General features: G+C 36.6%; 11 protein-coding genes. All 11 read right to left on the bottom strand.

The window, feature by feature from the left end:
• Nucleotides 1-140: 140 nt before the first annotated feature.
• The 11 genes from H8S00_RS09845 to H8S00_RS09795 all read right to left on the bottom strand — a co-directional run bounded on the left by H8S00_RS09845 (nucleotide 141) and on the right by H8S00_RS09795 (nucleotide 12,216).
• Entirely contained in the window at nucleotides 141-530 is a 390-nt protein-coding gene (locus H8S00_RS09845) for a hypothetical protein (protein WP_186840490.1), read from the bottom strand.
• 93 nt (nucleotides 531-623) lie between these two features.
• Nucleotides 624-1,667 (bottom strand): electron transfer flavoprotein subunit alpha/FixB family protein, encoded by a 1,044-nt coding sequence (locus H8S00_RS09840; protein WP_436233077.1) that lies wholly within the window; start codon nucleotides 1,665-1,667, stop codon nucleotides 624-626.
• Nucleotides 1,668-1,695: 28 nt separating this feature from the next.
• Entirely contained in the window at nucleotides 1,696-2,484 is a 789-nt protein-coding gene (locus tag H8S00_RS09835) for an electron transfer flavoprotein subunit beta/FixA family protein (RefSeq protein WP_021953887.1), read from the bottom strand.
• A 15-nt stretch (nucleotides 2,485-2,499) separates the two neighbouring features.
• On the bottom strand, nucleotides 2,500-3,657 hold the full coding sequence (locus tag H8S00_RS09830; RefSeq protein WP_021953886.1) for an acyl-CoA dehydrogenase: 1,158 nt from the start codon (nucleotides 3,655-3,657) through the stop codon (nucleotides 2,500-2,502).
• Between the two features lie 33 nt (nucleotides 3,658-3,690).
• Nucleotides 3,691-4,563, bottom strand: coding sequence for a 3-hydroxyacyl-CoA dehydrogenase family protein (locus H8S00_RS09825; RefSeq protein ID WP_118590068.1), 873 nt, complete (start codon nucleotides 4,561-4,563; stop codon nucleotides 3,691-3,693).
• A gap of 88 nt (nucleotides 4,564-4,651) precedes the next feature.
• Nucleotides 4,652-5,443 (bottom strand): enoyl-CoA hydratase-related protein, encoded by a 792-nt coding sequence (locus H8S00_RS09820; RefSeq protein WP_186840489.1) that lies wholly within the window; start codon nucleotides 5,441-5,443, stop codon nucleotides 4,652-4,654.
• A gap of 83 nt (nucleotides 5,444-5,526) precedes the next feature.
• Nucleotides 5,527-6,711: an acetyl-CoA C-acetyltransferase gene (locus H8S00_RS09815; protein WP_118590070.1), complete on the bottom strand. Its 1,185-nt coding sequence runs from the start codon at nucleotides 6,709-6,711 to the stop codon at nucleotides 5,527-5,529.
• Between the two features lie 278 nt (nucleotides 6,712-6,989).
• Nucleotides 6,990-9,269 (bottom strand): transglutaminase-like domain-containing protein, encoded by a 2,280-nt coding sequence (locus H8S00_RS09810; RefSeq protein WP_118590072.1) that lies wholly within the window; start codon nucleotides 9,267-9,269, stop codon nucleotides 6,990-6,992.
• Between the two features lie 11 nt (nucleotides 9,270-9,280).
• Nucleotides 9,281-10,405: a DUF58 domain-containing protein gene (locus tag H8S00_RS09805; RefSeq protein WP_186840488.1), complete on the bottom strand. Its 1,125-nt coding sequence runs from the start codon at nucleotides 10,403-10,405 to the stop codon at nucleotides 9,281-9,283.
• 2 nt (nucleotides 10,406-10,407) lie between these two features.
• Nucleotides 10,408-11,349, bottom strand: a complete 942-nt coding sequence (locus H8S00_RS09800; protein WP_118590075.1) for an AAA family ATPase — start codon at nucleotides 11,347-11,349, stop codon at nucleotides 10,408-10,410.
• Nucleotides 11,350-11,370: 21 nt separating this feature from the next.
• Nucleotides 11,371-12,216 (bottom strand): DUF975 family protein, encoded by an 846-nt coding sequence (locus tag H8S00_RS09795; RefSeq protein ID WP_021953879.1) that lies wholly within the window; start codon nucleotides 12,214-12,216, stop codon nucleotides 11,371-11,373.
• Nucleotides 12,217-12,298 lie beyond the last annotated feature (82 nt).

The following is a 12,298-nucleotide window of genomic DNA, read 5'->3' as shown; positions in this document are numbered from 1 at the left end:
CATTTCCTTTCTTTAGAATATATTTATTCGTGCAAAAACACCATTTAATTATACCACAAATTCAGTTTATATCTACCTAATTTTTCAACAAATTAGTGCAAAAAGTAATTTTTGACATTTTTACAAATTAATATATTCTTCTATGTGTCAGCATTTATTTTAGGGCAGTCAAAATCCACCCTCATATAATTAGGGTCAACTAATTTAATCAGATTGTCATAAAGAAGATTATGGGATTTTTCATTGTTCATTAAATTATTATCATATATTTTTTTTGCCACATCGAACACATTATATCCCTGAATGGCACCATAAACCACACTTCCATCCCTCAATACAACATAAGGTCTAATTTTATAGCTTTTACAATATCCTTTATCAACATTCATAGTCATAACATAGTAATCTGCTGTACCTGAATTTCCCAACTTTATATTGGATTTTCCTTCTTCGGTTGATGGGACACTTACCACATATTTATTATCACTGCCAAGTACCATATCTCCAACAGATATATTTCCTTCGTCCAATGCAATTATAAAAAGAATGCCTCCTGCAACCATAGTTGCAAGGGACATTCTCTTTATATCTCTTATTTATTCGCTATGCTTAATGCTTCACGATTATTTATTTGCAAGTTCTGCCTTAATAGCTTCTGTAAGCTGTGGAACTACCTTGTTTAAATCACCTACAATACCATAATCAGCTACGTCAAAGATTGGAGCATCTTCGTCTTTGTTGATTGCGATGATTAAGTCTGATTCTTCCATTCCGGCAACGTGCTGAATAGCACCTGAAATACCAATTGCAAAGTAAACCTGTGGACGAACTGTCTTACCTGTCTGTCCTACCTGTCTGTCAACCGGTAACCAGCCATTATCTGTAACAGCTCTTGAACATGAAACTTCACCACCAAGAACCTTTGCAAGGTCTTCAAGAATCTTGAAGTTCTCTGCTGAACCAACTCCACGTCCACCGGATACTAAAATCTTAGCATCCATAATATCTACTGTTTCAGCTACTGACTTAACTACTTCAAGAATTTCAACATACTTGTTGTTCTTCTCAAATCCAGGGTTAAATTCAATAACTTCTGCCTTTGCTCCAGGCTTAGGATCAGCCTTCTGCATAACACCTGCACGAACAGTTGCCATCTGTGGTCTATTGTCAGGACAAGCGATTGTAGCAATTGTGTTTCCACCAAATGCAGGACGAGTCATAAGTAACTGATTGTGCTTCTGCTCCTTTCCCGGAATTGGGTTAATTGGAAAATCACCAATTTCAAGTAATGTACAGTCTGCTGTAAGACCTGTAGCTACTCTGGCTGAAACTGTAGGACCTAAATCTCTACCGATAGCTGTTGCACCTACTAACATTATTTCAGGCTTGTATTCTTCAATAACTGAAGCTAATGCATGTGCATATGGCTCAGTTCTGTATGTTTCAAGTTCAGGATCATCAACTACGATTACCTTATCAGCACCATATTCTGCTAATTTGTCAACCAAGTTTCCAACTTTTGATCCAAGAAGTACTGCTGTAACTTCTGTATTTAAAGGTTTTGCAAGTCTTCCTGCTTCTCCAAGTAATTCGAATGCGATTGGGCTTAATTCGTTATCTACCTGCTGAGCGAAGACAAATACGCCTTTATAATCTTCTAAATTAATGTTCTGCATAATTATAATCTCCTCTCTATTAAATAACGTGCTTTGTTATTAATTTGTCCATGATGTATTCAACTGCTTCTTCCGGTGAATCAGGTGTAACCTTTTCGCCTGCACCCTTACGAACCTTATCTGAAGCCTTAGCAATCTTTGTAGGTGAGCCCTTAAGTCCAAGATCTCCATCTTCTACATCAACAAGATTTGCTCTTCCCCAAGTTGTAATTTCTGCATCACAAGCATCAAAAATTCCACCCGGAGTCATATATCTAGGATCATTTAATTCTGAAAGAGCTGTAATAAGAACCGGCATCTTTGCCTTAAGCATATGATGTCTGTCTTCGTACTGTCTCTTAACGATTACGCTGTCTCCGTCAACTTCAATGCCTTCAGCATATGAAATAACAGGGATTCCAAGATGTTCAGCAATCTGTGGTCCAACCTGAGCTGTATCACCGTCGATAGCCTGACGTCCTGTAATAATAATATCATAATCTTTAATGTTTCTGATAGCACCGGCAATTGTTGTAGATGTAGCCCAAGTATCAGCACCACCTAAAACTCTGTCTGTTACTAAGATTCCGTTGTCAGCACCCATAGCTATAGCTTCACGAAGAACATCTTCAGCTTTTGGAAGACCCATTGTAAGAACTGTAACTTCTGCTCCGTACTGATCTTTTAATCTAAGTGCTGCTTCAAGACCTGCTTTATCATCTGGATTCATGATTGTAAGCATTGCAGCTCTATTTAATGTACCATCCGGGTTAAACTGTACTCCACCCTTTGTATCAGGTACCTGTTTTACACATACGATAATTTTCACGATTAGTACCTCCTATTACTTTAATAAGTTAGCAGAGATTACCATACGCTGAACTTCTGAAGTACCTTCATAGATTTCTGTAATCTTAGCATCTCTCATCATTCTTTCAACGTCATATTCTCTGATATAACCATAACCACCGTGTAACTGAACAGCCTTAGTTGTAACTTCCATTGCAACTTCTGCTGCATATAATTTAGCCTTAGCAGCTTCTACAGAATATGTCTGCTGTGTAGCCTTAGCCATAGCAGCCTTGTATACTAATAACTTGGCAGCTTCTACCTTAGTAGCCATATCAGCTAACTGGAACTGTGTATTCTGGAACTGTCCGATTGATCTGCCAAACTGCTTTCTTTCCTTAACATAATCAATTGTTGTTTCAAGAGCACCTTCAGCAAGACCAAGAGCCTGAGCTGCAATACCGATACGTCCACCATCAAGTGTGTGCATAGCGATGTTGAAACCTTTACCCTTCTTACCAAGTAAGTTTTCAGCCGGGATACGACAATCTTCAAAGATTAATTCGTATGTTGCTGAACCACGGATACCCATCTTCTTTTCCTTTGTTCCAAATGTAAATCCAGGTGTTCCTTTTTCAACGATGAATGCTGAAATTTCTTTCATCATTCTACCACGTTTTTCAACTTTACCTGTTACAGCGATTACAATGTAAACATCTGCATACTTACCATTTGTGATAAAGCACTTAGAACCGTTTAATACCCATTCATTTGTAGCTTCATCGAAAACAGCCTTTGTCTGCTGCCCCTGTGCGTCTGTTCCTGCACCCGGCTCTGTAAGACCAAAAGCGCCTAACTTTTCACCTTTTGCAAGGGGAACTACATATTTCTTCTTCTGCTCTTCTGTACCAAATGTCATAATAGGATCGATACAAAGTGATGTATGAGCTGATACGATAACACCTGTTGTACCACAAACCTTTGATAATTCTTCAACACACATAACATATGTTAAAGGATCACATCCCTGTCCGCCGTATTCCTTTGGAACCGGAATACCAAGGAAACCATATTTTGCCATCTTTTCAACTGTCTCTACAGGAAACTGTTCATTTTCATCTGTTTCCTGAGCAAGAGGCTTAACTTCGTTTTCTGCAAATTCTTTGAAAAGTGTTCTAGCCATTTCATGTTTTTTGCTTAAAGTAAAATCCATTTATTTGTCCTCCAAATTTATAGTTTGCTCTAATTACTGAGCATCAACTGGTGTCTTAGTACGGTCTGCGTTATATACATAGAATCCCTTACCTGACTTAACACCAAGGTTTCCGCCTCTAACCATCTTACGGATTAATGGGCATGCACGATATTTGCTGTCCCCTGTTTCATTGTAAAGTACATCCATAATTGCAAGGCAGATATCTAAACCAACGAAATCTCCCAATTCAAGAGGTCCCATTGGATGGTTAGCACCAAGTTTCATTGCAGCATCAATACCGGCAATGTCTGAAACACCTTCCATCTTAATGAAAGCAGCTTCGTTAATCATTGGAATTAAAATTCTGTTTACAACAAATCCTGCAGCTTCATTTACCTGTACAGGTGTCTTTCCGATTTCTTCTGAAATCTTCTTGATTGTTGCAACTGTTTCATCAGGTGTATTAACCCCTGCGATAACTTCTACTAATTTCATTCTGTCAGCAGGATTGAAGAAATGCATACCAATCATAGGACGTGTAAGACCATTTCCAATTTCTGTGATAGAAAGTGATGATGTATTTGAAGCGAAAACACATTCAGGCTTGCAAATCTTATCTAATTCTGCAAATGTTGTTTTCTTAACTTCCATATTTTCAAAAGCAGCTTCAACGATCAAATCGCAGTCAGCACATAAATCTTCCTTAAGACCAGGTGTGATGCTGTTAAGAATACCATCAACCTTCTCCTGTGTCATTTTTCCTTTTTCAACAAGTCTTGCATAACCTTTAGCAATCTTGTCTTTTCCACCTTCAGCCCATTCCTGCTTGATATCACATAATGCAACTGTGTATCCTTCAACCTGAGCGAAAGCCTTTGCGATTCCCTGACCCATTGTTCCTGCGCCAATAACTCCAACCTTCATGATTATTCCTCCATAATATTTATGATAATTTTATTTTGTATCCACTTATGTCTCAAATCAATAATTATAAAAAACTAAGTGGCTTATATTACATATTCTTAAATGGTACAACCTTTAATTTCTTTTCTTTATCCTTTTCAAGGAAGTTACCCATACCTGCCTTCTGATCTTCTGTCTCAAAGCAGCTACCGAATAATTTTTCTTCAATAACGATTGCATCATCCATGTTTGCATCTAATCCATCATTAACTGCCTTCTTGCATGCTCTTACAGCAATAGGTGCGTTCTTTGCAATGCCTGCTGCCATTTTCTTTGCTGCATCCATAAGTTCTTCCTGTGGATATACTGCATTTACAAGACCGATTCTGTAAGCCTCATCAGCCTTAATGTTTCTTGCTGTATAAATCATCTGTTTAGCCATTCCAGGTCCAACGATTCTTGCAAGTCTCTGTGTTCCACCAAATCCCGGTGTAATTCCAAGACCTGTTTCAGGCTGTCCGAAAATAGCATTTTCAGAACAGATTCTAATATCACAACTCATTGATATTTCACATCCGCCACCTAAAGCGAATCCGTTTACTGCAGCAATAACAGGAACAGGTAATGTTTCAAGTTTTCTGAAAACATCATTTCCCTTCTTACCGAAAGCTTCGCCTTCAGCCTTTGTAAGTGTTGACATTTCTCCTATATCAGCGCCTGCAACAAATGACTTTTCTCCGGCACCTGTTAAAATCAATGCTCTTGTTTCATTAACATCAACTGCATCTAATGTAGCGTTTAATTCATCAAGGACCTGGCTGTTTAATGCGTTTAATGCCTTTGGACGGTTGATGGTAATAACTCCAACAAATCCTTCCTGTTCATAAGTAATAAATTCCATATCACTTCTCCTTTAAATTACCTTATTAAAAAACACATGAAAAGCTGGTAGTAAAATCTGCTACCAGCTTTTTATATATTTAATTAGTCTCTTTCAACGATTGTTGAGCAGCCCATTCCGCCACCGATACATAATGTTGCAAGACCCTTCTTAGCGTCTCTCTTCTGCATCTCGTGAAGTAATGTAACAAGTATTCTACAACCTGAAGCTCCAACAGGATGTCCAAGTGCAATAGCTCCACCGTTTACGTTAACCTTGCTCATATCAAATCCAAGGTCTCTTGCAACTGCAACTGACTGTGCTGCAAAAGCTTCGTTAGCTTCGATTAAATCCATATCGTCAACTGTTAAGCCTGTCTTTTCCATAACTTTTCTTGTTGAAGCAACAGGTCCAACACCCATGATTGAAGGATCAACTCCGCCAAGTGCTCCGCCAACAAATGTAGCCATAGGTGTAACGCCTAATTCCTTAGCCTTTTCTTCGCTCATAACTACTACTGCAGCTGCTCCATCATTAATACCTGAAGCATTACCTGCTGTAACAACACCATCAGGCTTTCCTGAACAGCATCTTAATTTACCAAGTGATTCAGCAGTTGTTCCTGCTCTTGGTCCTTCATCTGTATCTACAACGATATCGCCCTTTCTGTTCTTAACAACAACTGGAACGATTTCATCCTTAAACTTACCTTCAGCCATAGCCTTTTCACATTTCTGCTGTGAGTTAGCTGAGAATGCATCTAATTCTTCTCTTGTGATTCCCCACTGTTCAGCTACGTTTTCAGCTGTAATCATCATATGATAATTGTTGAAAGCATCTGTTAATGCATCATTTACCATTGTATCAACAAGTGTTCCGTTGTTCATTCTGTAACCAAATCTTGCTTTTGGAAGTGCAAAAGGTGCCATTGACATATTCTCCATACCACCTGCAACAACGATATCAGCATCTCCTGCCTTAATCATCTGAGCTGCCATATTTACACAGTTAAGACCTGAACCACAAACAACGTTTACTGTAACTGCCGGTGTTTCAATAGGAAGTCCTGCCTTAAGTGAAGCCTGACGTGCTACGTTCTGTCCAAGACCTGCCTGGATAACGCATCCCATATATACGTGATCAACTGCTTCCTTAGGAACGCCTGCTCTCTTAAGAGCTTCCTCAATAACGATAGATCCTAAAACCGGTGCCGGAGTTGTGCTTAATGCTCCGCCCATTTTTCCGATTGCTGTACGGCATGCGCCTGCAATAACTACTTTCTTTGACATAATATAATCCTCCATAAAAATTTAATTTAATATAATAAATTACATCAATTTTAAAAATTACTCACACTCTTAAATAATATCATCAATTGAATTTAACCGCAATAAACATTTGAAATAACTCTGTTAATGTTTTGTGAAAAATATGTAACATATCTGATATTTCCAAGATTGTTATAATTTTAACAAATTCTATTTCCTTTGTCTAGTATCTTCAATAAAAAAAATGGCGAATTAACGCCATTTTTTCACTAAAACCAGTTAAGTTTTATTATTTTTAATTACATTGCCTTTATGAATTTAAAAATAAACTTTTTAACGCCCTTTAAACTCTTTAACATATCGTTTCTAAATTTACGATAAAGCATGTACATTTTCCTCTTGTCCTCATCTGTAGCCCTGTCATTTGAAAACGCTGCTATAAGGGTTATGTCATATATCCATCGCCATTCTTCTTCTGAGAGCTGTGGAAACTGTTTTATCATTTTCTCTATTGCCTCTGTGGAATTGCCCTTATTTAAACCTGCTCCGAAGAAATTGCATATATTACAGATTTCCTTATAAGTGCTGCATATACTGTTTTTCCCTTTTATTTTCCGTATTTTACTGACTCTCTTAATTCTATGAGGCAAAACAAAAATAATGAATCCCGCCACCACACATATTATAAGTATGAAAATTACTTTTAACACCTTTATTACATGCTTTAAACTTACATTTTCACTGTGAGATGTATTCTTATGACTTTCACTGTTTACAGTTGCCTTTGTGTTATCCGCCGAAGCCGTTGTACTTTCATTTGCGTGGGTTGTAGCTACCGCTGCAACTGTAGTTGCTTCCTGCTTTGTAGTATTGTTTTCCTGTTTTGATATTCTCGACGTGCTGTATCCCGGTGTATGTTCCCTTACCTGCCAGCCTTTAATATCATTAAATACCTCACACCATGCATGAGCCCCTTCATCAGTAACCGTAGCTGCAAATGTACCGTCATTTTGTTTGGTAAAACTTGAGGGGTCAATAACGTATCCCTCCACATACCTTGCCGGTACGTCCTTCATTCTGTAAATCAACGTTGCCGCCGATGCAAAATGCACGCAAAATCCCGTTTTCCTGTTAAAAAGAAAATCCTCCACGAAATCCCTGCCATCTGTTGTTTTTCCCGGCGCTTTACTATATTGTAAATCACTAAACCATTCATTAATTGCCGTGGCAACACCTACTTCGTAATTACTGTCAATTTGATTACATCTATGTTTTAATTCATCAAGCCCCTTAGGTTTTCCGATATATCTTACTTTTGTAAATTCACTATATTTGTACCAATAGGAAGATACATTGCTTAAATAGTCAAAATTATTACTTAAATCATTTCCATCGAAATATAAATATATATGTTGTTTTTTTCCATCACCTAAGGCGCAGGTATCATAATCAGCACTTTCATCCTTTACTTCGGAAAAATACGGTGAATATCCATATTTGCCGGATGCCCCTAAAACATCAATAGTCATTTTCTGTTTTGCCAGGGATGTATAAGTTGAAAACTTATTATAGGGTTCATTTATTAACTTTTTAAACTGACTTTGTGTGTTATAAAATTCTTTTATATCCTTTACGGTATCTTTATCGGCACCTGTCCATTCCTTCCCGTTATAATCTATTCCTACAAAAGCTCTTAAATACACCGTTTTTGTAGGCTTCTTTGTAACCGTAACCTTTAATACCTTCTTCCCGGTAGCCCTGAATTCATTAATATTTTCTAACTTTCCTTTTCCAATTCCTGCTTTGGCATAGTTTCCGCTGCCTTCAAAAATGGAACTTAAGAAATCTCCCGGATTAATTTTATCAAAGTTCTTAATAGCCTCTGCTGTTTTCTTATAACTGTCCATTTTTTTATACTTTTCCAGCTTAGGTGAAATATTAAAAGCCAGAACCGACACCATCAGTAACACTGCCATGGTTGCTACAGCAGTGGTAATTACATTTTTTTCTCCCTGTTGACGGTATATTGTAAAATAAAATACTGCTGCAAAAATAAGTTCTAATGTACTTGAAACTGAAGGCAGATAACCTACTGCCGAATCTAAAATCACAGGTGCTAATACCAGTAGTAAAGCCACATACCGGCAATTTTTCCCTATGATAATACTGTATAAAATAACTGCTATTAATAATTCCACCAATAGCAATATCACCACATTGTAAAGATAAGATGACTTATACTTTAAGCCTACATAATTGGTCTCATAGTAAAAATTCCAAAGTTTCAGAATTTTGTTTATATAAATTCCACTTCCTGCCCTGAAAAAATACAATCCACAAAGATACAAAACACCTATTATCACCATAGCTTTTCTGCTTTTTATCATCAGCATAAATAAAGCATATCCACCTATTGCGGCTGCTCCGCTGACTGATATTGTAATTATGGGTTTTATATCAAATTTAAACACTGAGGAAATTGCATCAAAAGAACATAACAGCACAAAGAATACTGCCAAAAGATACATAATGAAATTACTATTCTTTTTTTCAAGTTTAACAAATTCTATTCCCGCCATTTTATCCTACGCTATACGATAATATATGTCTCTTCATAACATACTTTATCGCCCTTCTTCTTTACTTCTATTTCATTGCCATTTACAATCAGCCTTCCATCAGACTTTATTTCCACCATGGAGCTGAAATCATTTCTGTCGAAACGCTCATCAAACTGCATATCTGCTCTTTTTCTGTCATGATATGATTCTAAATAAAGCAGCCTGTTAAGAAGTTCGTATATATTTTCTTCATTTTCTACTCTCTTCCTAATAATTCTGTCATTTTTTTCCTCGTACCATGCAACCATATGAACACATTTTTGTTCTATTAATGAAAGAGATACCGAAGCAGCCATTTCAATGGCATTTACCGGCAGATTTTTTCTGCCATGTTTCTTTCCTCTTAGATGCTTTACGGTATTGTTTCTAAACAAGTCAATCCATATAAGAACCACACAGCCTAATGGTTTTCCGTGTTCCTTTATTAAAAGATTGTCAGTCTTGGCTGACAGTTTCCAGTGTATATCATGTATAGGATCACCTTCCACGTACTCCCTTACCTGATATATTTCAGATAAATCATCACCTTTTTCGCTATCAGAATATACCTCTGAATCTGTAATAAATTCTCTGGTGGTTCTTTGTATCTCTGTCATTAAAAGATGGGTTTCCGGCAATATTTCTATCTTCTTAACATCATTTGTTTTCTTTTTTAAATAAAGGCAGCCAATCCAGTCATATACATAATACTCCACTAAATATACGGAAATTTCACCACAGTCTGAGGATAAAAAGCTTTCACTGAAAGTTTCCTTTACTCCTCTTGTAACGGTATGATTAATTATTTCCTTTTTAACCTCACCGGTAAAATTATTTACCACCTTAATTTTAAAGTCACACCTTACACTTAACCACTTTGATTTATTTTTTACCTGAATTAATATTGGAATTTCACTGTTTTTTTCAGCAGAATACAAGCCTTTATCCAATTTAACCTGTATAAACCGTGATACAATACGAACATACACAATTGCCATAATATAATACATACATTCCATTAAAAGAACAATTCCTATTACCTTCTCTGTAAAAAGAAAAAACATGCAAAGGGTTATTAAGGTAACCAAACTATAAATTAAACTTCTTTTAATCATACCTACCTTCTCATTGCAGGTTCAGGTACCTGTCTTAAAATTTCACTTAAAACATCGTGTTTATTAATATGGCTTACCTTTGCCTTGGTACTCAGTCTCACTCTGTGAGTTGCAATACACTCAAATACATCTCTTACATCCTGTGGTACAACAAAGTTTCGCCCTTTCATCCATGCATATGCCCTGCTCATTGCCGCTAAAGCCACTGTTCCACGGGGACTCATTCCCCCTCCTAACATTTCATGGTTTCTTGTGCTTTCTGCCACCTGAACAATATATTTGTACACGCTGTCCTTAATGTACACTTCCTTTACTTCCTGTTCCATAAGGATAATGTCATTAGCACTTATTACATTATTTACATATTCTAAAGGATTTCCCATATGTCTTCTTTTAAGGATTTCCATTTCCTCTTCCACTGTAGGGTACCCCATATTTACACAAATCATAAATCGGTCTAACTGTGACTCCGGAAGCATCTGGGTTCCTGCTGAGCCTTCAGGATTTTCCGTTGCTATAACCACAAAAGGATTTCCCATCTCTCTTGTTATTCCGTCAACGGTAATTTGTCTTTCTTCCATAACCTCTAATAATGCTGACTGGGTTTTAGGGGATGTTCTGTTTATTTCATCTGCCAAAAACATATTGCACATAAGTGCTCCCGGTTTGTAAACAAACTGTCCCGTTTCCTTTTTGTATATGGAAAATCCCGTTAAATCTGACGGCATTATATCCGGTGTGAACTGTACTCGACTGTCTTTAATTCCCATAGCCTTTGAAAAAGCCTTAGCCATGGTAGTTTTTCCTACCCCCGGCATATCCTCTATAAGAATATGTCCCTGTGCAATAATTGCTGCCATTATTTTTTCAATAACGTCGTTTTTTCCAACTACTGCCTTTTGTACTTCATTAATAACTGCCAAAGCCTTATTTAATTCGCTCATTATTTTTGCCCCCTGTTTATTTTAATAATTATAATTTTCTCTGTTTGTACTTCCTAATGAACATAATTTAACATATAATTCTGCATCTGTAAGGAAAACATACGGATTAACGTAAAAAATATCCAATATATTTGCAGTAAGCGCAGATAAGAATCTCCAACCTATAAAAGAAATATCTAATACAAATGTATCAAACTTGTTTCCCATCATCATGTTTTTACTTCTTTCAAAAGCCTCATGCATATCCATGTCTGGATTTTCTGCCAATAAATAAGGCACCATCCTATACTCATATGACTTAATTATACCCGGAATAATAAACAATAAGCTCCAAAGTGCTGTAAAAAGATTCTTACAAAACATAATCTTTACTACATTTCCGTATCCCTTTCTAAAAGCATATGCTATTTCAGATGTTTCAGGCTTTTGGGTTCTATTCTTTAAAAACCATCTTTTACATCCGACTTCAAGTGGGGATAAAAGAAAACATCTAAGCAAAATAGATGCCAGCATAAAGAAACCTGCCACACTCATAATTGCATACAATTCAACTAAGGATATACCACTAAATATATTTTTAATATAATTTCTTACATTAAACATCTGAGAAGAGATATCAATGCTGCTGTCCGGTTTCATGTTTGTTATTCCACTACCATTTATTATCTGGTCAAAATAACTTCCGGAACTTCTTCCCATAAGACCCTTACTATAATTAGTAGATATTCCGTTAGTTCCTAAATTTACGTTTAAACGGATTCCCTGTCCTATTGCAATAGCCGTAATTACTGAAAGAAGTACAATCCACCAGTAATTTTTTCTCATAATCTGTTTTGCATTATTCTTTAGTTCTACTCTGTTCCACATATAATACTTTTACTCCTCTCAACACTTTTATTTTATAAGTGTAAAACAGCCCGCTTACAACTTGCAAGCGGGCTTACATTTA

Source organism: Eubacterium segne, assembly GCF_014287775.1.
GTDB lineage: Bacteria > Bacillota > Clostridia > Lachnospirales > Lachnospiraceae > Eubacterium_G > Eubacterium_G segne.
This window is presented reverse-complemented; position numbering and strand designations above follow the sequence as displayed.

What these genes read in the sequence shown, in the direction of transcription:
- H8S00_RS09830 (WP_021953886.1), bottom strand. Translation starts at nt 3,657, where the DNA reads ATGGATTTTACTTTAAGCAAAAAACATGAAATGGCTAGAACACTTTTC.
- H8S00_RS09825 (WP_118590068.1), bottom strand. Translation starts at nt 4,563, where the DNA reads ATGAAGGTTGGAGTTATTGGCGCAGGAACAATGGGTCAGGGAATCGCA.
- H8S00_RS09820 (WP_186840489.1), bottom strand. Translation starts at nt 5,443, where the DNA reads ATGGAATTTATTACTTATGAACAGGAAGGATTTGTTGGAGTTATTACC.
- H8S00_RS09815 (WP_118590070.1), bottom strand. Translation starts at nt 6,711, where the DNA reads ATGTCAAAGAAAGTAGTTATTGCAGGCGCATGCCGTACAGCAATCGGA.
- H8S00_RS09810 (WP_118590072.1), bottom strand. Translation starts at nt 9,269, where the DNA reads ATGGCGGGAATAGAATTTGTTAAACTTGAAAAAAAGAATAGTAATTTC.
- H8S00_RS09805 (WP_186840488.1), bottom strand. Translation starts at nt 10,405, where the DNA reads ATGATTAAAAGAAGTTTAATTTATAGTTTGGTTACCTTAATAACCCTT.
- H8S00_RS09800 (WP_118590075.1), bottom strand. Translation starts at nt 11,349, where the DNA reads ATGAGCGAATTAAATAAGGCTTTGGCAGTTATTAATGAAGTACAAAAG.
- H8S00_RS09795 (WP_021953879.1), bottom strand. Translation starts at nt 12,216, where the DNA reads ATGTGGAACAGAGTAGAACTAAAGAATAATGCAAAACAGATTATGAGA.